Raw genomic sequence first — 21,097 nt, forward strand, 5'->3', positions numbered from 1 at the left:
AGGGGACGACAGGAGGTATCGGCAACCCGGAGGCGGACCTTCAGCGCTCCGGCAGCGGCCGGCCGGATTCCCGCCCCGCGCGAAAGCCCAGCGCTTCGATGCCCAGGCGTTTCAACTTGATCTGCAAGTTCTTCCGGGCAATTCCCAACCGGCGCGCGCAGGCCGAGACGTTGCCGCACTCCTCCTCCAGCACCTGGAGCAGCAGTTCGTGCTCGAAGTGCTCGCGGGCCTCGTCCAGGGTCAGCTGGGCCAGCGACGCCAGCGAGCCCGGGACGACGCGGCCCGGGCGGGCGTTCTGCCGGTACTCCTCGGGCAGGTGGCTCAGGTCCAGTTCCTCGTCCCGGCCCAGCAGCAGACAGCGCTCGAGCACGTTCTCCAGCTCGCGGATGTTGCCCGGCCAGTCCAGCTCCGCCAGCCGGGCCAGCAGGGCCTCCGTGGGCCGGGGCAGCGGACGCTCCGCCCGGCGGCAGAGACGCTCCAGGATGAAGTCCACCAATTCGGGCAGATCCTCCCGGCGCTCGCGCAGCGGCGGCAGGTGGATGTCCAGCACGTTCAGCCGGTAGTAGAGGTCGGGGCGGAAGTTGCCGGCGGCGATCTCGGCGGGCAGGTCGCGGTTGGTGGCCGTGATCAGGCGCAGGTCCACGCGGCAGGTGCGCGTGCTGCCCACGGGTTCGAACTCGCGTTCCTGCAGCACGCGCAGCAGCTTGGCCTGCAGGGCCGGCCGGATCTCGCCGATCTCGTCCAGGAAGAGCGTGCCGCCGTCAGCCTCCGCCACCCGGCCCCGCCGGTCGCGCACGGCTCCGGTGAAGGCGCCCTTGACGTGCCCGAAGAGCTCGCTCTCCAGCAGGCTCTCGGGAATGGCCGCGGCGCTGAGCTTGACGAAGGGACCGTCCCGGCGCGGCGAGAAGCGGTGGATCAGCGCCGCCATCAGCTCCTTGCCCGTGCCGGATTCCCCGGTGATCAGCACGCTGGCCTGGGATTCAGCGATCCGGCTCACCGTGAGCTGCACCAGGTTGTTCATGCGCCGGTTGCGGCTGAGGGGCAGGCCCTCCTGGTGCCGGCGCAGCATCTCGTTCATCAACTGGGCGCCCGAGGAGGTCAGGCTGAGGTCGTGGGCCAGTCGGGTGATCTCCTCCATCAGGGCGGGAAAGTCCACCGGCTTGGTGATGTAGCCCATGGCGCCGCGCTTGATCGCCGCCACGGCGTCCTGGATGGTCCCGTAGCCGGTGAACAGCAGGATGCGCGTGCCGGGATGGCGCTCGATCACCGCGTCCAGCAGTTGCAGGCCGTCCAGCCGGGGCATGCGCACGTCGGAGAGCACCAGCTGGAAATCCTGCTCGTCCAGCTTGCGCAGCGCCTCTTCGCCGTCCCCGGCCAGGACCACGACGTGGCCCATCTCCCGCAGGAGGTCGCCGACCACTTCGCGCACGGCGCGCTCGTCGTCCACCACCAGGATGCTCAAGCGTGGCGCCGTCATGATCGGGGGGGGTCTCCCAGGAAAAAGGAGTCGTTCGGACCTGGCCTGTTCCGCTTCCCCGGGAAGGGCGCCGCCCGGAGCGGCGGGGCGGGCTGAAGCGGCGCATCAATGTAGCCAGGGCGCCCTCCGCGCGCAATCCGGTTGAAGATGCCGCCCGGGCTTGCCGACATTGCCTCATGGTCATCCGCGTGTTCGCCTGGAACCCCTATCGCTTCCACTGCTACGGCGTGCCGGGCTCCGGCATGCCCGGGGTGGACAGCGTCACGGGCGAACCCGACGAGATCTGGATCGCCGACATCTTCCCCAGTTGGATGGTCCCGGGACTGGCGCTGCACGAGTGGGTGGAGCTGCGAACGGGCAGCCACCGACTGGGGTTGCTGGCGGAAGTGCTGGCCTACAACCTGATCTGGCCCGTCTACCACCTGGCCTATTTGTGGATCATCCGGCGCTATCCGCTCTCGAGTAAGCTCTTCGGCTGAGCCCGCCTGCTCAGGGGGCCGGCGCCATACGCCGGCTCAGTCCTCGGCCCCGTCGTTCAGCAGCCGCCGCAGCTTCTCCGCCAGCCGCCGGGTGCGGAAGCCCGTGGCCGGGCGGATCCGCACCTTCACTTCCACCACCAGATCGCCCCGGCCCTGGCGGTCCTGCAGGCCCTGGCCGCGCAACCGCAGGCGCTGCCCCACCTGGGCACCCGCGGGCAGCCGCAATTCCAGGCTCCGGCCGGCGGGATGCTTCAGCAGGGCCGTGCCGCCCGTCATCAGCAGCAGGGCGTCCAGCTCCAGCTCCAGCACCAGATCCGTGCCCTCCAGCCGGCACCCCTCGGGCAGTTGGGGCCGGATCTCCACGATCAGGCGACCGGACGCGCCACCGTGCCGGCCAGGCGCCCCGCGGCCGGGGACCACCAGCTCGTCGCCCACCAGCAGGTTCAGGGGCAGAGTGAGTTCGAAGGGCGACTGGCCCAGCGGCTGGATGCTCAGCCGTCCGCCGCCGGTGAAGCGCTCCAGCGGCAGTTGGACCACCATGCGCAGATCCGCGCCGGGCTGGGGCCGCAGGGTCTCCCGGGGCCGGGCGCGCTCCTCCGGCGGCGGAGGCGGCGGACTGCCCATCCCGGGCCGCGGGCCCGCCGGGTTGTCCGTCTGGCCGCGCTTGGGCGGAGGCGTGGTGGGCCGGGCGCGCCGGCTGCGGCGCGAGTAGATCTCGTCGTAGCGCACGCGCAACTCGGGCTCCGTCAGGGTGCGGTAGGCCGCCTGCACCTGCTTGAAGCGCTGCTCGGCCAGCGGATCCTCCGGATTGCGATCCGGATGGAGCTGCTTGGCCAGCCGATGCCAGGCGCGCTTCAACTCCTCCGCGCCAGCGAAGGCCTCCACGCCCAACAGTTGATAGTAGTCGCGAAAGGGTTCGCCCATCGTCCTTCCGTGGATGGAGATCAGCCCGGGCCGCAACGTAGTGATCGGCAAGCGGGGGGGCAGGGTTCAGCCCCGGCACGGGCGCCGCGGGCCGTAAGCGGCAGGCTTGGCCGCATTTCGGGGCAAGGCTGCTACGCCTGGGTGTCACTCCCGGGGGCCGGGGGGTCCCGGCCCGGCTGAACGCGCCGCGCGGCCCGGCTGGGCGGCGCTTGTCCGCGCAGCGATCCTGTTGGCTTTCTTGCACTTGACCACCAGCCAAACCTGGAACTTCCGAAGTTTCGAATTGCTGGCACGGACCTTGCACTTACGCTTCTTCGCCAAAGCAGCAGGAGGAAAAATGGTCCGCAGCACGCTCGCCCCCACGACGACCGACCCCCAGCAATTGTCCAGCGCCCTGCGCCGGTTCAAACTGCAGAAGCGCACCCTGGAAGCCCGGCTGCAGGCCGTGCGGGAGGAACGGGACGACCTGCGCCACCTGGTGCGCATCCCGGTGAACCCCCGCGCCAAACAGCAGCCCCTGCTGGACCAGGAGAAGGACAGCCGCCTGGTGGAGATCTTCGCCAAGGTGGACGAGGGCCGCTACTTCCAGCGCGAACTGGCCGAGCAGATCAGCGAGCGCCTGATGGACCGCCTTTGGAACATCAGCTTCTGACAAGACCCCTTCGATTCGATTGATGTGACACCCGCGACCTGCCGCGCGATCGGCCCCTTCCCCAAGGTGGCTGCTCCTGCGGCAGCTTGCGTTTTTCCCGCCCGCCCGGCCCCCGCGGCCCAGCACCGCGCGGCTTCGCATTGAGTCCACCGTGAGGTATCTTGCCGCCTGTCACACACTAGGCGGACAAATCGCGAGGCCATGATGAGACACACTTGGTTGCTTCCGCTGCTCGGCGGGGTCCTGCCCCTGCTGGCCCAGGACGCCGCCCCGGCCCCGGCGGGCGACAGCTGGGGCGCGGCCATGGGAATCGGCGCCGTCACCATGGACGGCCAGACCTGGACCCAAATCGCCCTGCGCCCCGAGATCCCCATCGGCAAACTGGGCATCGCCCTGGACCTGACCCTGTTCTTCGACCAGGACGGCAAGATCCGCAAGTCGGACTGGGACGAGGGCAAGGACCTGATCGACAAGATCTACTACCTGCGCTGGGCGCATAAGGGCGATCCGCTCTACCTCAAGGCCGGCTCCCTGGACGACGTGACCCTGGGTTACGGCATGCTGGTCCGGCACTACGCCAACAGCGTGCAGTACCCGTCCATCCGCCGGGTGGGCGGCGAATTCGACATCCGCATCGGCAAGCCGCAGATCGAGGGCTTCCTGGCCAATTTCCGCGAGCTGGACAGCCCGGGCCTGCTGGGCCTGCGCGCCAGCTATCCGGTGATCGGCAAACTGCGGGTGGGCGCCTCCTTCGTGCAGGACGGCAACCTCTACGCCGGGATGGCCGACGTGGACGAGGACGACGTGCCCGACCAACTGGACCGCTACGCCGACCACGACGACGGCGCGGAATACGACACCTGGCACGAGTTGCAGACGGAGCTGGCCTCCAACCCCGACCTCTGGGAGCGCATGCGCCAGTCCGCCGGCTATCCGGGCGACGAGTGGCTGACCCAGCCGCCCATCGACTACAGCAAGGCCGAGGAGAGTCTGCAGGCCATGGGCGCAGACCTGAGCTACGAGATCCTGCCCAAGCTCGACGCCTATTTCCAGGTGGCCAAGTTCACGGGCTACGGCAGCGGCTGGGCGCCGGGCGTCTCCTGGCGGCCCTTCAACTGGCTCACAGCCGGCGCCGAGTACCGGGTCTGGGGCGAGCAGTTCATCGGCGATTTCTTCAACCGCACCTATGACGTGGAGCGCACCCAGCTCTTCGGCGACAGCCTGTTCACCAAGGAGGAACTGCTGAAGAACGCGCCGGCCATGAAGGGCCTCTACGCCGACGCGCGCCTCTCGCTCTTCAACATCATCACGGCCAACGTCGCCTGGAACACCATGAAGCCCGACGACGGCAACGTGGACGACTGGAACAGCCTCTGGGCCGACGCCGGTCTGAACATGGCCAAGGTGCCCAAGCTCAAGGAGCTGTCCGCCTACTACACCCAGGTGGGCGCCGAGTCGCTCTTCGACCTGAAGACACCGCAGACCATCCACGGCTACCGCATCGGCTACGAGCTGGCGCCCGGCGCCGTGATGCGCCTGGACTGGCGCACCACCTACGCCGACCGCGACGGCGACGGCGAGATCCACGGCGACGCCGAGAGCGACCGCACCTTCCTGGTGGAGACCGTCTTCCAGCTGCGCTAGATCTCTCGCGGGATTCACCCACTTGGACACGGAGATCACGAAGGTCCGGGAAGAGCACGAAGACGAGTTAAGGGGACTGTCGCCGCGCGGTGGCAGTCCCCTCACTCTGTGTCACACTCTCACTTGGACACGAAGATCACGAAGGTCGGAGAAGCACACGATGAATGAGTTGAGTGGTTATCGCCGCGCAGCAACTCCACTAAAAGGAGATTTCGTGCTGAATAACCAGCTCCTTTCCTCACGATCAACTGGCGGTGTCCAATGGGTCAGTGCAGCTCCTTCCCCCGCAAGGCGGGGGAAGGTCGGGATGGGGGCGTGCATCACGTAGTTCAAACAAGTGGTGAGCCCGGCGCTACGCTGCACAACCAACCATGAAAAGGGGGGACCAGCACCGCTCGGCGCCAGTCCCCCAAAAATTCTTCGTGTTCTTCTCCGCCCTTCAAGTTCTTCGTGGTGAGAGTGGAGACCCCGCGACCTACTTGGTGAGGCCCTTGAGCTTGGTCACCACCCAGGTGCCGCCGCGGGTCTTGTCGCGGGTGACCTCCAGGATGTCGAAGCGCGCCGCGTCTTCCAGGAACTCGCCGAAGTTGGCGTAGCCCAGGCTGCTCTCGCTGAAGGAGGGGTTCTTGCGCTTGATGGTGTCCTTGACCAGGCTGGCCAGCAGCACCTCCGTGTCCTCGCGCAGCAGCGCGTTGACGGCGGAAACCAGCTGCTTCATGCTGGGCAGCTTGTCCTTGGGGATGGTCTTGCCCAGCGTGCTCTCCTGGCGCTGCACCTCGGCGCCCAGGTTCTCGTAGAAGAGGAATTCGTCGCAGTTGTCCACCAGCAGGTTGGAACTGCTCTCGCGCATGCCCACGCCGATGATGGTCTTGTTGTTCTCCCGCAGCTTGCTCACCAGCGGACTGAAGTCGCTGTCGCCGGAGAAGATCACGAAGGTGTCGATGTGCGGATTGGTGTGACACAGGTCGATGGCGTCCACCACCAGGCGGATGTCCGCGCTGTTCTTGCCCGTCATGCTGCGCTTGGGGATCTCGATCAGCTCGATGCCATGGGCGTGCAGCTCGTCCTTGTACTTGCTGTAGAAGTGCCAGTCGGCGTAGGCGCGCTTGGTGATGATCCGCCCCTTCTCCAGCAGGCGGTTGAGCACCATGCGGATGTCCAGCTTGGCGCCGTTCTTGGATTTGAAGCCGATGGCGATGTTGTCGAAGTCGATGTAGAGGGCCAGGTTGCGCTGGTTCAAATTCATGGTTGGGTTCCTTCCAATGGGTGGCCGCGGGATTTCCGGGCCGACAGAATGGGTGCCGCGGGCCAAGGGGCGCGCGGCCGGCGGCTCACACGCGGCCGCGACGCGCCCGGATGCGGTTCTCGCTGGGCCGTTCCGGGTCCGGCAGCGGGGCCCGGCCGGAATCGGGCAGGCCGTGGTGGCCCTCCGCCCAGGTCCAGGCCGAACTTGAGGAGACCGGCACGTGGCCGGCCTGCAGGGATTCGCCCTGCAACACGGCGGCCATGTCCGGCGGCAAGGGGGCTTCGAACTCCAGCTCCTGCCCGCCGATGGGATGACGGAAGCCCATCCGCCAGCTGTGGAGGGCCTGGCGCTGGATCAGATCCAGGTAGCGGTGGGCCCGACTCTGGCGGTCTCCCGTGAAGCCGGCCCGGCGCGGGTCGCGGCCGCCGTAGTCCGCGTCGCCGAAGACCGGGTGCCCCAGATGCAGCAGGTGGACGCGGATCTGGTGCGTGCGCCCGGTCTCCAGTTTCAGTTCCAGCAGGGACAGGAAGTCGAAGCGCGCCGTGGTCTTGTAGTGGGTCACGGCGTGGCGGCCCAGGGGCTCCGCGAGCACGGCCATCTTCAGCCGGTCCCGCGGATCGCGCCCGATGCCCGTGGTCACCGTGCCCTGCAGCTGGCGCGGACTTCCCCAGACCAGCGCCCGGTAGATGCGGTGGATCTCCCGGTCGTGGAACATGCGGCTCAGCTCGCGCACGGCCTCGGGCGTCTTGCCGATCACCATCAGTCCCGTTGTGTCACGATCCAGCCGGTGAACGATGCCCGGGCGGAACTCCTCGCCGGCCTCCTCGGGCAGGTCGTCCAGGTAGCTCATCAGCGCGTTGACCAGCGTGCCGCTGAAATTTCCCCGCGCCGGATGCACCACCATGCCCGTGGGCTTGTCGATCACCATCAGGTGCTCATCCTCGTGCACGACGCTGAGCGGGATGTCCTCCGCCAGGATCTGCGGCCGCGGCCGCCGCGGCACGCGCACCAGCAACTCGTCCCCCGGGCCGATGCGCTGGCTGGGCTTGGCGACGGGCTGGCCGTCCGCCAGGACCATGCCCTCCTCGATGATGTGCTGGATGAAGGTGCGTGAGACGAAGCGGATCTGGCGGGCCAGCCAGAGGTCCACGCGCTCCAGACTCTGGTTGGCGCCGATGGTCAAGCGGATCTCCTCCACCGTCGTCTCGTCCGGCTGGACGGGCGCGCGGCCCGAAGCGACGTAGCGCACGAAGGATGCCCGGCCCCGCGGGCTCACCCCTGACTCCCGTCGGCGGGTTCCGCCGGCTCCGGCGCGGCGGCCGTGTCGTCTTCCAACCGGCCCGTGAAGCCCAGGATCAGCAACCAGATCATGCAGACGAAAATGAAGCTGTCCGCCAGGTTGAAGACCCACCAACGCTCCAGGTACAGGCCGTCGAAGCGCAGACCCAGCAGCTGGAAGGCCGGCACGTGCACATCGGGGATGTCCACGTCGAACATGTCAGTGACCCGGTGCCGCACCACGCGGTCCCAGAGGTTCCCCGCGGCGCCGCCCAGGATCCAGGGCAGCAGGCGGGCCAGCCAGCCCTGCGAGGGCAGCTGGCGCCAGAGCCACCAGCCCATGAACAGCACGGCGGGCAGGCTGAGCAGCGTGAGCGCCCACATGGGCAACAGCGAGATGCCCATCACGCCGGCGCGGTTCTCCACGTGGCTGAAGCGCAGGAATTCCCCCAGCACACGGACGGATTCCCCGGGGGACAGGGAGGAGCGCACGGCCAGCTTGAGAAGCTGGTCGCTGACGAAACAGCCACCAAGGATCCAAAGGGCTCGACTGCGTGTGATGGGACGACTCCGACTATTCTTCCGGGGTTTTGCAGTGGATGCAGAGTTTGGCGGTGGGCACGATGCGCAGGCGACCCTCGTCGATCTTTCCGCTGCAGACGGAACACACTCCGTAGCGGCCCTTCTCGATGCGCTCCAGGGCGGCGTCCACGGTCTGCAGGAACTTCCCCTGGCGCGAGGCGAACATGAAGGTCTTCTCCTGCTCCTGGGCGTCCGTGCCCTGGTCGGCCATGTGGAAGGAATAGGTGCTGGTGTCGCCGGAGGCCTGGGAGAGACCCTCCTCCAGCTCCTTCTTGCAGTAGTCCAATTCCTCCAACGCTTCCCGACGCTTCTCCAGCAGGATCTCCCGGAAGGCCTCGAGCTGCTCCGTCGTGTAGTACTGGTTCTGGGACATCATACCCTCCCTGTCGCCTGCCGGCAACCCACCCTCAGCGCTCCGCCCGTCGCAAGCCCACGGCGGTGCGCACCTCGTTCAACGTAACGTCTTTGAGCTGCTCCTGAGTATCGTCATTGACGAGCCGGATGTCCACGGCCAGGGTTTCCCGGGCCACGCGCTCCCCGTGGACCGCCAGCAACTCGCGCAGTTCCGGGCCGTCCAGGAGCAGCAGTTCGATGCGGTCGCTGATCTCCAGCCCGCTGTCCTTGCGCAGATTCTGCACGCGGTTGATCAATTCGCGGGCCAGCCCCTCCAGCAGCAGGTCGGGGGTCAGCTCCGTGTCCAGCGCGATGGTGAAGCCGTGCTCGGTGATGACCTTCAGGCCCTCGCGCTCCGTGCGCTGGATCAGCAGGTCCTCCAGCCGCACCTCCTGGCCCAGCACGTCCAGCAGCTGGCCGTGCTCCAGCTCGCTGATCTCCGCCATGCCCCAGGCCCCGATGATCTCGGCGGCCTCCTTCATGGACCCGCCGAAGCGCTTGCCCAGGGTGCGGAAATTGGGCTTCACCGTGATCTCCACCAGCTCGTGCTCGTCGCGGCTGATCTCGATGTCGCGCACGTTGAGCTCCTCGCGGATCAGCTCGGCCATCCGGCGCAGGCAGCCGTCGTCCTCTTCGCGGCCCACCACCACCAGCATCTTGGCCAGCGGCTGGCGGGTCTTGAGCTGGTGCTGGGAGCGCAGCGTGCGGCCCAGTTTCACCGCGTGGTAGACCAGGTCCATCTCGCGCTCCAGCAGCGGATCGCGCCACCCCTGCTCCAGGGCCGGCCAGTCGCAAAGGTGGACGGACTCCGGCAGCCCGGGCTCCGCCAGGCGCAGCAGGTGCTGGTGCACGTGCTCCGTCACGAAGGGCAGGAAGGGCGCCAGCATGCGGGTCAGGTCACCCAGGCAGCGGTAGAGCGTGTCGTAGGCCCGGCGCTTGTCGTCGTCGTCCGCGCTCTTCCAGAAGCGCGCCCGGCTGCGGCGGATGTACCAGTTGGACAGCTCGTCCAGGTGGTCCACGATGGCCTCGCTGGCCGTGAACACCTCGAAGGCGTCCAGGGCCGTGCTCACGCGCTCGTTGAGCCGCTCCGTGGCGGAGAGGATCCAGCGGTCCAGCTCGCTCTTGGGCTCGCTCAGGCCGGCGCCCGGCGTCCAGCCGTCCAGGTTGGCGTAGGTCGTGAAGAAGGAGTAGATGTTCCAGTAGGGCAGCAGGATCTCCTTCACGGCGTCCCGGATCACCTCCTCGCTGTAGCGCTTGGAGTTCCAGGGATGGCTGTTGTAGAAGGTCCAGCGCACGGCGTCGGCGCCGTAGGCCTCGATGACCGCCGCCGGGTGGATCACGTTCCCCAGCGTCTTGGACATCTTGCGGCCGTCCTTGTCGCCCACCAGGCCCGTGCAGATCACGTTGCGGTAGCTGCTGGTGCCGGTGAGGATCGTGGAGACGGCCAGCATGGTGTAGAACCAGCCGCGGGTCTGGTCCAGGCCCTCGCTGATGAAGTCCGCCGGGTACTGGCTGGCGAAGCGCTCGCGGGAGCCCGGCGTGGCCGGGTAGCCGAACTGGCCCCAGGGCATCAGGCCGGCGTTGAACCAGCAGTCCAGCACGTAGGGCTCGCGCTTCATGGGCCGACCGCAGGCCGGGCAGGCGACGGCGAGCGCGTCGATCCACGGGATGTGCGGATCGAAGTCCGTCCCGATGGGCTCGGCGCAGTGGGCCTGCAGGTCGGCCAGGCTCTCCACGCAGAGCTTGTGTCCGCAGCCGCCGGCCTCCTCGCAGGTCCAGATGGGCAGCGGGCTTCCCCAGTAGCGCTCCCGGGAGACCGCCCAGTCCACGTTGTTCTCCAGCCAGGCGCCGAAGCGACCCTCGCCCGCGCTGGCCGGGATCCAGTTGATCTCGCGGTTGGCCCGCAGCATGTCCTCGCGCACGGCCGTGGTCCGGATGAACCAGGACGGCTTGGCGTGATACATGAGCGGGTTCTCGCACTTGTAGCAGTGCGGATAGCTGTGCTCGTGGCGGTGCTTGTCGTGCAGCAGGCCGCGCCCGGCCAGGTCGCGGATGATCTCCACGTCCAGGCCCGGGGCCTTGAAATAGCGGCCGGCGTAGTCCCCGCAGGCCGGCGTGAAGTGGCCCGTGTCGTCCACGTGCTGCACGCGGGGCAGGTTGTTGGCGCGGATCAGCCGGAAGTCGTCCTCGCCGTAGAGCGCCAGGTGCACGATGCCCGTGCCCTCCGCCGCGGTGACGTAGGCGTCGGCGACGGTGAAGTGGGGCGTGCGGCCCTCGGCGTCCGGTCCCTGGAAGAAGTCCCAGAGCGGCTCGTACTCCAGGCCCTCCAGCTGCTGGCCGGGCACCCGGCGCAGCACCTCGTGCGGACCCTCGCCCAGCACGGCCTCCAGCCGGTCCACGGCCAGGATCAGCACGTCGCCGCCGCGGCGGACGAAGGCGTACTCCACCTCCGGCCCCAGGGCCAGCGCCACGTTGCCCAGCAGGGTCCAGGGCGTGGTGGTCCAGGCCAGGAAGTAGGTGGAGTCCTCGCCCTTGAGGCGGAAGCGCGCGGTGAGGGTCAGGTCCGTGACGTCCTTGTAGCCCTGGGCCACCTCGTGGTTGGACAGGCTGGTTCCGCAGCGCGCGCAGTAGGGCATGATCTTCACGTCGCGGTAGAGCAGGCCCTTGTCCCAGATCTGCCGGATCACCCACCAGTCGCTCTGGATGTAGTCGGGGGTCAGTGTGGCGTAGTTGTCCTCGAGGTCCACGAAGCGCCCGATGCGCCGGATGCTCTGCTCCCACTCCGCCTTGAAGCGCTGCACGGTCTCCCGGCACTTGCCCTGGAAGGCCTCCACGCCGTAGCCCGGGATCTCGCTCTTGTCGGCCAGGCCCAGCGCCTTCTCCGTGGCCAGCTCGACGGGCAGCCCGTGCGTGTCCCAGCCGGCCCGGCGCAGCACGCGGAAGCCCTTCATGCTCTTGTAGCGCGGCCAGAGGTCCTTGAGGGCCGAGTGCAGCATGTGGCCCATGTGCGGCGAGCCGTTGGTGCCGGGAGGGCCGTCGTAGAACACCCAGTCGGGGGCGGCGGCGCGCTGCTCCAGGCTGCGGCGGAAGATCCCGCGCTCCTCCCAGAAGCGGAGGGTCTCCAGTTCCAGGGCGGGGAAGCTCACGTTGGGCGGGATGGGATCGAATCGGCTCACGGGGACTCCAGGCTTCAGGCGGCGGGGGAAGGGGCCAGGCGGCGCAGAACGGCGCGCACCAGCTTGGTCAGTTGCGGCTCCACCAGGGCGGCGGCGGCCAGGATCTCGTCCAGCCGCACGGGCTGCAGGGCCTCGGGAAAGCCCTCGTCCGTGATGATGGAGAAGCCCAGCACGCGCATGCCCTGGTGCCGCGCGACGATCACCTCGGGCACCGTGCTCATGCCCACCACGTCGGCGCCCACGGCGCGCAGGAAGCGGTACTCAGCCCGGGTCTCCAGGTTGGGTCCGGCCACAGCGGCGTAGACGCCCTTGTGCAGGGGAATGCGCGCCGCCAGGGCCAGCTCCTCGGTCAGGGCGATCAGCCCGCGGTCATAGGGCGCGCTCATGTCGGGGAAGCGCGGACCCAGCTCATCCAGGTTGGCGCCGATGAGCGGGTTGTCGCCCAGCAGGTTGATGTGATCCTCCATCACCATCAACCGGCCCTTGCGGAACTGCGGATTCACGCAGCCGCAGGCGTTGGAGACCACCAGCAGGTCCACCCCCAGCAGGCCGCAGACCCGCACGGGAAAGGTGATCTGCTGCATGCTCCACCCCTCGTAGTAGTGGAAGCGCCCCTGCATCACCAGCACGGGCGCCGTGTCCGGCGCCAGGCGCGCCAGCAGCAGCCGGCCGTGGTGGCTCTCCACGGTGCTGACGGGGAAGTGGGGGATCTCCTCGTACTCCAGCCGGGCCAGGATCTCCGCCTCGCGGGCCAGCGCGCCCAGGCCCGTGCCCAGGATCACCAGCGTGCGCGGCGCGTGGGCGCCCAGCCAGGACTTCAGGTACTCGGCGCATTCGCGCATCTGCTCAAAGGTCGGACGGGGGTCCGGCACGGTGTTCCTCCTGGTCGGCCGGCGCGTCCGCCGACGGTTCGCTCTGCGACAACAAGTCCACCAGTTCCAGCTGCTGCTCCAACAGGTGGCGGATCCGCCGCGTGAAACTGTCCCGGCGCTCGCGCAGCGTCTCCAGATCGGAGCGCAGGCGGCGCTGCTCCTCGCGGCCGCCGGCCAACAATTGACCGGCCTTGAACTCGGCCTCGCGCACGATCAGCTCGGCCTCCTTGCGGGCCGCCTCCCGGGCGCCTTCGCTGGTGGTCTTCACCTCCAGCAATGTGTCACGCAGCCCCTGGTCCAGGCTGCGGTAGCGCTCCAGTTCGCGCTCCAGCTGGGCGCAGCGGGCCTGGGAGGCGGAGAACTCGCGCTCCAGCTGCTCCAGCTGGCCGGCCACGCCGTCCAGGAAGGCCCGCAGCTCGGCCTCGTCCGCGCCCCGCAGGCGGCGGCTGAAGGTCGCCCCGCGGATGTCGTTCGACGTGTACTTCATGGGTCCCGGTTCCTAGAGCAGCAGGTTCAGCAGTTTCTCGGCCAGCTTGACCAGCAGCAGGGCGAACAGCGGCGAGAGGTCCAGCCCGTTGATGGGCGGCACCAGCTCGCGGATGCGCTGGAACACGGGCTCGGTGGCCTTGTGGAGGAACTGGACCAGCGGATGCTGCCGGTCCACCTCGATCCAACTGACGATGGCCGCCGCGATGATGATCAGGATGTAGATCTGCGCCGCCAGGGTGATCAGCTCGTCCATCAGGTCCCCGCTTCCTCGCTGAAGAGATACGTACCGATGCGCACCAGGGAGGCGCCCTCGCGGACCGCCTCCTCAAAGTCCCCGCTCATGCCCATCGAAAGTTCGCGCAGCCGCCCGCGCTCCGGATCCAGCCGGTCCCGCAACCGGCGCAAGCGGCGGAACTCCGCGCCCGCGTCGCCCTCCGCCGCAGCCATGCCCATCAAGCCGTCCAGGCGCAGGCCCGGCAGGCGGCCCAGCCGCGGCCAGAGCTCCGTCAGCCCGGCCTCCGTGAAGCCGTGCTTGCTGGCCTCGCCGGAGACGTTTACCTGCAGCAGCACGGGCTGGACCAGTCCGCGCCTCCCGGCCTCCCGGGACAGCTCCTCGGCCAGTTCCAGCCGGTCCACGCTGTGGATCAGCTGGAAGCGCCCCACCACCTGCCGCACCTTGTTGCCCTGCAGCGTGCCGATGAAGTGCCACTCCAGCGGCCGCCGCTCCGCCGGCTGATCGGCGAAGGCCTCCAGCTTGGTCAACGCGGCCTGGGCGCGATTCTCGCCGAACAGCTCCAACCCGGCGGCCCGCAGCTCCAGCATCTGCTCGGCGTCCAGGTACTTGGTCACCGCCACCACCCGCACCCGGTCGGCCCGCACCGAGGGCTCCGCCTCCCGCCGGGCGGCTTCGATGCGGGTCTGGATGGCCGCCAGCCGGGTGGCGACATGTTCGGCGTCTGTGCGCACGTGCCCAGTTCACAATAGAACGCGCTAATATAGGGAGAGGGCGTGCGGGAATCCGCTCCGCCGACCAACAGACGGGGAAATGATTGATGAAAAGCCCCTTCGCCCGCCGCCCGCCGCTGCTGCGGCCGCTGCTGCGCCAGGCCATGGAGACCTGGAGCCTGGAGTCCCCGGCCTTCCTGCTCTACGGCCTGTTCATGTTGCTGGCCGGCCTCGCGGTGGGCCAACTGCCCCTGGTGGGCCTGGTGCTCACGCTGGCTGTGGAGGGGCCGCTGGCCGGTGGCCTGATCCTGGCCACCCGCAGCGTCCTGCTGCAGGAAAGGCCCACGCGCGAGGACTTCCTGGGCGGCTTCCAGAGCGTCCGCCGGGCCTTCGGGCTGGCCACCCTGGCCCTGATCGTGCCCTTGCTGGGACTGTCCGGCTGGCTGCTGGTGAGTGGCGCGGCGCCCTGGCTGACGGCCCGGGGCTGGGCTGCGGCCATTCCCCTGCTGGCCGTGCCGGGCGTGCTGCTGGTCCTGGCGGCCTCGCTCTTCTACGCCGTGGCGGCCCAGGTCCTGCTGTTGGAGGGACAGGATCCGCTGCGCAGCCTGGGGGCCAGCACCCGGCTGGTGCGGCGCCGCCCGCTGGCCGTGGCCCTGCTGCTGCTCTTCTTGGCGCTGCTCCAGGTCCTGCTGGCCCTGCCCACCTTGCGCAGCCTGCTGACCCAGCAGGAGCCGGGCTGGGTGCAGTGGGTGCCCTACCTGCTGGGAATGGGACTGCTCGGGCCCTTCCAGGGCATCCTGGGCACGCTGCTCTACTTCCGGTTGCGCGACGAGGGCGGCAGCACCCTGGCCGAGGGCTGAGCGCCGGTCCGCGTCACTCCTTGCGGAAGATCGCCATGAAGGTGCCGTCCTGGTCGCCGTCCAGCGGGCTGACCCGCAGCCGGCCCGGCGCCGGCCGGCCGTCCAGCGGATTCTCGAAGTCCAGCGGGCGGAACCCGGGCTGCCGCGCAAGAAAGGCCGCCACCCGCGCCTCGTTCTCCACTTCCAGCACGCTGCAGGTGGCGTAGACCAGCCGGCCGCCGGGCCGCAGCTGGCGCGCGCCCTGATCCAGCAGGCTGTCCTGCAGCTCGGCCAGGCCGGCCAGGTCCGGGGCCCGGCGCCGCCAGAGGTCGGGGTTGCGGCGCAGCGTGCCGCTGTTGGTGCAGGGCGCGTCCACCAGCACGCCGTCCAGCCGGGGCAGCGCGGGCAGGACGTGGCCGTCCCAGGCCCGGGTCTGCAGGTTGAAGACGCCCTGACGGCGGGCGCGGCGCTTCAATTCCTCCAGCCGGCCCAGGTGTATGTCGAAGGCGTGCACCAGCCCCTTGCCCGCCATGGCGGCCGCCAGCTGCAGGCTCTTGCCGCCCGCGCCGGCGCAGAGGTCCAGCCAGTGCTCGCCCGGTTGCGCCTGGCAGACGGCCCCGATGGCCTGACTGGCCGGGTCCTGCAACACGAAGTGGCCCTGCCGGAAGCCCGGCGTGTCGTAGAGGTCCTCGCGCGTCCGGAGCCGCCAAGCGCCGGCCAGCCGGGCGTGCGCCTCCAGTCCGGCAGCCAGATCGCCCAGCCCCTCGCGCAATTGCTCCTCAGCGACAGCCCGCAACCAGAGCGAGGGCGGACGCAGGAAGGCCCGCGCCAGGCCCTCGGCGTCCAGTCCGGCGGGCAAGCCCGCGCGCAGCCAGCCGGGCAGGTGGGCGGCCGCGCTCAGCGCTTCGCCGGCCGTCGCCTCCAGTTCCCGCAGCGCGGCCTCCGGTCCGTCCTCCCCACCCGCCAGCTCCTCCAGCCGCGTGGCGCGCGCCAGATCGCGCAGGGGATCCGCCGCGGCTCCCAGCCAGGACGACCAGCGGAACCAGGCCGCCGAGGCCGCCACCAGCCGGCGGCGCAGGGCCGGTTCGGGCTGGTCGCGCCGCAGCAGGCGCGAGAGCTCCAGGTCGGGTCGCTGGCCGCGTTCGACGGACTGCGCCAACTCGCGCAGCCAGGCCGCCAGCTTCTGCTCGCGGCCGGGCGCGGGGGCCGGGCGCCGCCCGAAGCGGGCGCCGGAGTACTGGGGTCGTGGCGCTTTCACGCGCCGGGGAAGGGACCGCGGTGGACGTGATACGCGCTGGCCTGGCAGGTGGGCAGCAGCACCAGCTCGCTGACCTGCACGTGCGCGGGCCGGCCGGCCACCCAGCCCACGGCCTCGGCCACGTCGCGGGGCGTCAGCGGCTGGATGTCCTGGTAGACCTGGGCCGCCCGGGCCGCGTCGCCGCGGAAGCGCACCACGGAAAATTCCGTCTCCACCAGCCCGGGATCGACGCTGCAGACCCGCACGGGCGTGTTGACCAGATCCATCGCCAGGGCGCGGCTGAGGGCCAGCTCGGCGGCCTTGCTGGCGCAGTAGACGGCGCCGCCGGGATAGGACTGGCGCCCGGCCACGCTGCCCAGGTTGATCACCTGCCCGCGCCCGCGGGCCACCATGCCCGGCACGAAGTGGCGGATCAGCGTCAGCAGGGCGCGCACGTTGGTGTCCAGCACCTGGTCCCACTCGGCGGGATTCCCGCTCTGGAGCGGATCCACGCCCAGGGCCAGCCCGGCGTTGTTCACCAGCAGGTCCACCGCGGCCCACTCCGCCGGCAGCCGGTCCGGCAGGGCGGCCAGGGCCGCGCGGTCGGTCAGGTCCAGGGCCAACGGCAGAAAGCGCCGCCCCAGGGCGCGGATCTCGCCACCCAGACTCTCCAGCCGCTCCGCGCGCCGGGCCAGAGCCACGATGTCCAGGCCTTGTTCGGCCAGCACTCTGCAGATCTCGCGTCCAATGCCGGCTGAGGCGCCGGTGACCAGGGCGATCGCCATCAGGGTCTCCTTCGTTGCTGAAGACAATGAGGCAAAACCGGCGCCAGCTCCCCAGGACGGCCACTCCGGCAGGACTCCCATCACCAAACTGGACCCGGGGCGGTCCGCAGGTCCATCCGTGACACAAGCTTCCTCCGCTCCACCGCTGTGCCTCCGTGTCTCTGTGTTGAAACCCCTGAAACCCCAGCCCTCCAGCCCTGCCGATCCTTACCTTGCAGCCCGGCAACACAACGAGGTTCCTCATGGACACGCTCAAGCGCCTCAAGGCCCGGCTGGCCACCATCAACGATCTGGATTCCGCGCAGGCCCTGCTGGGCTGGGATCAGCACACCTACATGCCCCGGGGCGGCCTGGAACCCCGCGTGCGCCAGATGGCCACGCTCCAGCGTCTCTCCCACGAGTGGCTGGCTGCGCCGGAGACCTCGGAGCTGGTGAGCGCCCTGGAGGCCCGGCTGGGCGAGCTGGAGCCCCTGGACGCCCGGCTGGTGGTGGTGACCCGGCGCGACCTGGACCAGGCCCTGCGCCTCCCCGGCGAGCTGGTCCAGCGCAAGTCCGAGGCCACCGGACGGGCCCTGGACAGCTGGATGATCAACAAACCCCTCAACAATTTCGACGCCTACCGGCCCCACCTGGAGGAGATCTTCGCCATCGTGCGCGAGGAGGCCGACGCCCTGGGGTATCCCGAGCAGCCCTACGACGCGCTGCTCAACCGCTACGAACCCGGCCTGCTCACCAGCCGCCTGCAGACCATCTTCGCCGAGCTGGGCGCGGGGCTGGTGCCGCTGGCGCGCCAGCTCTTCGAGCGCGCCGGGCGCGTGGACGACGCCTTCCTCTACCAGGCCTTCGATCCCCAGGCCCAGTGGGACTTCACCGTGGAGATTCTCGGCGCCATGGGCTACGACTTCGCCCACGGCCGGCAGGACAAGAGCCCGCACCCCTTCACCACGGGCTTCGGCATCCCCGACGTGCGGGTGACCACGCGCATCCACGAGTGCGATTTCCGCGCCGGCCTGTTCGGCAGCCTGCACGAGGGCGGACACGCCCTCTACGAGCAGAACATCAACCCCGCCTTCGACCGCGGACCGCTGGCCCAGGGCAGCAGCCTGGGCATCCACGAGAGCCAGAGCCGCCTGTGGGAGAACCTGGTGGGCCGCTCCCGGCCCTTCTGGAACCGCTGGTTCGGCGAGGTCAAGCACCGCTTCCCGGCCCAGCTGGAGGGCGTGGGCTTCCAGCGCTTCCACGAGGCCATCAACCGGGTCAAGCCCAGCCTGATCCGCATCGAGGCCGACGAGGTCACCTACAGCCTGCACATCTTCGTGCGCTTCGAGCTGGAGCTGGAGCTGCTCTCCGGCCGGTTGGCCGTCCGCGACCTGCCCGAGGCCTGGAACCAAAAGATGCGCGACACCCTGGGCCTCACCCCGCCCACGGTGGCCGAGGGCTGCATGCAGGACATGCACTGGGCGGACGCCTCCGTCGGCTACTTCCCCACCTACGCCCTGGGCAACCTCTACGGCGTGATGATCTTCAACCAGGCCCGCGCCGAGCTGCCCGACCTGGACGAGCAGATCTCCTCCGGCCGGCTGGCTCCGCTGAAGGACTGGCTGACGGACAAGGTCTACCGCCACGGCCGCTCCCTGGACCCGGCGGAGATCCTGCGCCAGGCCACCGGACGCGAGCTCTCCCCCCAACCCTTCCTGCAGTACGTGCGGGAGAAGTACGGCGAGATCTACGGCCTGGAGTAGCCCGCCCCAACCCCGGGAGTTTGACGAGCACCATGATGGATCAGATTGCCCATCAATCTGATCTATCACACACGACCCGCCGGCCAGTGGCCGCTGGGGAATTCTCCCCGGCGCTGCTCCACCCCGGGAGGGCCGCCGAATTTTTAACACATTGCCGCTCGCCGCAAGAGTCCCGAAGCGGGGCCGCGGGCTGCCATCCCGGCAGACTTCAGGATAAAGGAGGACCGCATGGGAGCATTTCCCGTCACCCGGATCGCCACCAGCCGCAGGGACAGCATCGACTACAGCAACCTGCGCTTCGGGGTCTACTTCACGGACCACATGTTCGTGATGGACTACAGCGACGGCGCCTGGCACAGCCCGCGCATCGAACCCAACGAGCCGATGGCCATTTCGCCGGCCAACATGACCTTCCATTACGGCCAGGCCGTGTTCGAGGGCTTGAAGGCCTTCCGCCAGTCCAACGGCCGGATCGTGCTCTTCCGGCCGGACCGCCACGCCTCCCGCCTGAACCGCTCCTGCCGCGCCCTCTGCATCCCGGAAATCGCCGAGGACGTGGTGCTGGCCGGTTTGACCCAGCTGATCCGCGAAGAGCGCGACTTCGTGCCCGCCGAGCGCGGCCACAGCCTCTACGTCCGGCCCTTCGTCATCGCCATGGACAACATCCTGGGCGTGCAGTCCAGCCAGAGCTTCCGCCTGATCGTCCTGCTCAGCCCGGTGGCCGCCTACTACGCCGAAGGCATGAAGCCCGTCAGCCTGCACGTCGCCCAGCACCACAGCCGCGCCGCCAAGGGCGGTCTGGGCATGGCCAAGACCCCGGCCAACTACGCCGCCAGCCTGCTGCCGGCCAAGCGCGCCAAGGAGAAGGGCTTCACCCAGGTGCTCTGGCTGGACGCCACGGAGCACAAGTACATCGAAGAAGTGGGCACCATGAACATCTTCTTCAAGATCAACGGCGAACTCTACACCCCGCCGCTGGATGGCGACACCATCCTCTCGGGCATCACGCGTATGAGCGTGATCGACCTCTGCCGCTCCTGGGGCACGCCCGTCCACGAGCAGCGGGTGAGCATCCAGCAGCTCTTCGAGGCCTCCCATTCCGGTGAGCTCGAGGAGGTCTTCGGCACGGGTACGGCCGCGGTGATCAGCCCGGTCGGGGAGATCCAGTACAACAACGAGACGATCCAGATCAACGGCAAGCAGATCGGCCCCATGGCCCAGAAGCTCTACGACACCATCACGGGCATCCAGTACGGCGAGTTGGCGGATCCCTTCGGCTGGGTCGTCGAGGTCTGCTAACCGCGTCTCACAAGGAACGACAGGGGGCCGCGGCCCCCTTTTTCACTCTACGGTCATGACCAGGGAGTTCTGGCTTCCAGCCGAACTAAGCTCGCTGGCGAATCCTCCGTTGGGATGGTTCACCCGATCTCTGCTTTCCCAAATCAGGCGGAAGTGGCCGGGCTGGGCGAGGTGAAGCGCGCAGCGCTGAACCAGAACCTGGGTGAAGCCCGAAGGGCGAACCAACTACGCGGAGACAGGAAGGAGCCGCTGCCGCCAGCGGAAGCCCGCCGGGAGGCGGGCTGACTCTGGCGAGTGAGAAAAAGCGCCTCTTTGGCGCCACCTTTCTGGCGCCAGCAGAAAGGTGGCAATCGTAGGCCCCGGCCAGTGCCGGGATGGGCAACGGGCCTGTCCCGATCCGTCGCCAAAGCAGCGATTCAAGCACGGCTTCCGTTAAAAACCTTTCACTTATTGAACTCCATCCAGCCACTCCTAAACTCCCCCAGTCCCAGGGCCGATATGTTCTCCCGTGAACTTGGAGGCCCTCATGAGACATATCCTGAAGCTCCTGCCCCTGCTGCTGCTCCCCATTCTGGCGCTGGCGGCCCTGGAAGTCCCCGTCGACCTGCAGGTCTCCATCTTGAAAAAGGTGCTCAAGTTCGATTCCACCCTCCCCGACGCCGAACACTGCGCGGTGCTGGTCGTGCACAGCGGCGACGCCAAGACCGCCAACGCCCTGGCCGGCGCGTTCAAGGGGGCGGGCTTCAAGCCTGTGGTCTGCGAGGTGGGCGCTCTGCCCGGAGCGCTGGCCGGCGCCAAGGTGGCCTACTTCTGTCCGGGCGCGGAGAGCGCGGCGGGCAAGCTGCCCGGCGGCGTGCTCAGCCTGTGCGGGACGCGCAGCGCCGTGGAACAGAACCGCGTGGCCGTCGGGGTGGGCATGGTGGACGCCAAACCCAAGCTGCTGGTCAGCCTGTCGGCCTACACGGCCTGCGGCCACAGCATCGACAGCCAGGTGCTGGGACTGGCCAAGATCATCCGCTGATCGTCCAGCCGCGTTGG

The 21,097-nt window shown here is 68.9% G+C and carries 20 protein-coding genes; 7 read left to right on the plus strand and 13 right to left on the minus strand.

Translation table 11 applies throughout. The features are described from left to right. Nucleotides 1-40: 40 nt before the first annotated feature. On the minus strand, nt 41-1,477 hold the full coding sequence (locus WC326_11030) for a sigma-54 dependent transcriptional regulator (GenBank protein MFA7331592.1): 1,437 nt from the start codon (nt 1,475-1,477) through the stop codon (nt 41-43). A gap of 176 nt (nt 1,478-1,653) precedes the next feature. On the opposite strand from WC326_11030, the gene WC326_11035 reads away from it, so the two are divergent. Further along, on the plus strand, nt 1,654-1,956 hold the full coding sequence (locus WC326_11035; GenBank protein ID MFA7331593.1) for a hypothetical protein: 303 nt from the start codon (nt 1,654-1,656) through the stop codon (nt 1,954-1,956). Between the two features lie 36 nt (nt 1,957-1,992). Here WC326_11035 and WC326_11040 read toward each other — a convergent pair whose 3' ends face one another. Next, the gene (locus WC326_11040) at nt 1,993-2,880 is read right to left on the minus strand and encodes a DnaJ domain-containing protein (protein ID MFA7331594.1); all 888 of its coding nucleotides are present in this window, start codon (nt 2,878-2,880) and stop codon (nt 1,993-1,995) included. 337 nt (nt 2,881-3,217) lie between these two features. Between WC326_11040 and WC326_11045 the strand changes: the two genes are divergently transcribed. Together WC326_11045 and WC326_11050 are read left to right on the plus strand one after the other, a co-directional pair. Continuing rightward, on the plus strand, nt 3,218-3,532 hold the full coding sequence (locus WC326_11045; GenBank protein MFA7331595.1) for a hypothetical protein: 315 nt from the start codon (nt 3,218-3,220) through the stop codon (nt 3,530-3,532). A gap of 204 nt (nt 3,533-3,736) precedes the next feature. Then, on the plus strand, nt 3,737-5,176 hold the full coding sequence (locus WC326_11050; protein ID MFA7331596.1) for a hypothetical protein: 1,440 nt from the start codon (nt 3,737-3,739) through the stop codon (nt 5,174-5,176). 475 nt (nt 5,177-5,651) lie between these two features. On the opposite strand, the gene WC326_11055 is transcribed toward WC326_11050, so the two are convergent. The 9 genes from WC326_11055 to WC326_11095 form a co-directional block, all read right to left on the minus strand. Then, on the minus strand, nt 5,652-6,422 hold the full coding sequence (locus WC326_11055) for an NYN domain-containing protein (protein MFA7331597.1): 771 nt from the start codon (nt 6,420-6,422) through the stop codon (nt 5,652-5,654). Nucleotides 6,423-6,507: 85 nt separating this feature from the next. Next, complete coding sequence (locus tag WC326_11060) at nt 6,508-7,698, minus strand: RluA family pseudouridine synthase (GenBank protein ID MFA7331598.1); 1,191 nt, start codon at nt 7,696-7,698, stop codon at nt 6,508-6,510. Next, on the minus strand, nt 7,695-8,261 hold the full coding sequence (locus WC326_11065; GenBank protein MFA7331599.1) for a signal peptidase II: 567 nt from the start codon (nt 8,259-8,261) through the stop codon (nt 7,695-7,697). Before WC326_11065 ends, WC326_11060 begins: the two co-directional genes overlap by 4 nt. Nucleotides 8,262-8,274: 13 nt before the next feature. Further along, nucleotides 8,275-8,655 carry a TraR/DksA family transcriptional regulator gene (locus WC326_11070; GenBank protein MFA7331600.1) on the minus strand — a complete coding sequence of 127 codons (381 nt, stop codon included), beginning with the start codon at nt 8,653-8,655 and terminating at the stop codon, nt 8,275-8,277. A 34-nt stretch (nt 8,656-8,689) separates the two neighbouring features. After that, nucleotides 8,690-11,851 carry an isoleucine--tRNA ligase gene (gene ileS, locus WC326_11075; protein MFA7331601.1) on the minus strand — a complete coding sequence of 1,054 codons (3,162 nt, stop codon included), beginning with the start codon at nt 11,849-11,851 and terminating at the stop codon, nt 8,690-8,692. Between the two features lie 14 nt (nt 11,852-11,865). Next, on the minus strand, nt 11,866-12,693 hold the full coding sequence (locus WC326_11080) for a purine-nucleoside phosphorylase (protein MFA7331602.1): 828 nt from the start codon (nt 12,691-12,693) through the stop codon (nt 11,866-11,868). A gap of 4 nt (nt 12,694-12,697) precedes the next feature. Next, nucleotides 12,698-13,210, minus strand: coding sequence for a DivIVA domain-containing protein (locus WC326_11085; protein ID MFA7331603.1), 513 nt, complete (start codon nt 13,208-13,210; stop codon nt 12,698-12,700). A 12-nt stretch (nt 13,211-13,222) separates the two neighbouring features. Then, on the minus strand, nt 13,223-13,465 hold the full coding sequence (locus tag WC326_11090) for a YggT family protein (protein MFA7331604.1): 243 nt from the start codon (nt 13,463-13,465) through the stop codon (nt 13,223-13,225). Next, nucleotides 13,465-14,178 carry a YggS family pyridoxal phosphate-dependent enzyme gene (locus WC326_11095; protein ID MFA7331605.1) on the minus strand — a complete coding sequence of 238 codons (714 nt, stop codon included), beginning with the start codon at nt 14,176-14,178 and terminating at the stop codon, nt 13,465-13,467. Before WC326_11095 ends, WC326_11090 begins: the two co-directional genes overlap by 1 nt. 86 nt (nt 14,179-14,264) lie before the next feature. On the opposite strand from WC326_11095, the gene WC326_11100 reads away from it, so the two are divergent. Further along, entirely contained in the window at nt 14,265-15,017 is a 753-nt protein-coding gene (locus tag WC326_11100; protein ID MFA7331606.1) for a hypothetical protein, read from the plus strand. Nucleotides 15,018-15,030: 13 nt separating this feature from the next. Here the strand turns inward: WC326_11100 and WC326_11105 are convergent, their stop codons facing one another. Together WC326_11105 and WC326_11110 are read right to left on the minus strand one after the other, a co-directional pair. Beyond that, the gene (locus WC326_11105) at nt 15,031-16,254 is read right to left on the minus strand and encodes an RsmB/NOP family class I SAM-dependent RNA methyltransferase (GenBank protein ID MFA7331607.1); all 1,224 of its coding nucleotides are present in this window, start codon (nt 16,252-16,254) and stop codon (nt 15,031-15,033) included. Continuing rightward, nucleotides 16,251-17,018 (minus strand): SDR family NAD(P)-dependent oxidoreductase, encoded by a 768-nt coding sequence (locus WC326_11110; protein MFA7331608.1) that lies wholly within the window; start codon nt 17,016-17,018, stop codon nt 16,251-16,253. The genes WC326_11105 and WC326_11110 overlap by 4 nt, the downstream gene beginning before the upstream one ends. A 242-nt stretch (nt 17,019-17,260) precedes the next feature. Here WC326_11110 and WC326_11115 point away from each other — a divergent pair, with 242 nt between their 5' ends. From WC326_11115 to WC326_11125, 3 genes are all read left to right on the plus strand, one after another. After that, nucleotides 17,261-18,760 (plus strand): carboxypeptidase M32, encoded by a 1,500-nt coding sequence (locus WC326_11115; GenBank protein ID MFA7331609.1) that lies wholly within the window; start codon nt 17,261-17,263, stop codon nt 18,758-18,760. Nucleotides 18,761-18,988: 228 nt separating this feature from the next. Further along, nucleotides 18,989-20,059 carry a branched-chain amino acid aminotransferase gene (locus WC326_11120; protein ID MFA7331610.1) on the plus strand — a complete coding sequence of 357 codons (1,071 nt, stop codon included), beginning with the start codon at nt 18,989-18,991 and terminating at the stop codon, nt 20,057-20,059. Nucleotides 20,060-20,585: 526 nt separating this feature from the next. After that, on the plus strand, nt 20,586-21,080 hold the full coding sequence (locus WC326_11125; GenBank protein ID MFA7331611.1) for a hypothetical protein: 495 nt from the start codon (nt 20,586-20,588) through the stop codon (nt 21,078-21,080). Nucleotides 21,081-21,097: the final 17 nt, after the last annotated feature.

The organism is Candidatus Delongbacteria bacterium (assembly GCA_041675285.1).
Taxonomy (GTDB): Bacteria; CAIWAD01; CAIWAD01; order CAIWAD01; family CAIWAD01; genus CAIWAD01.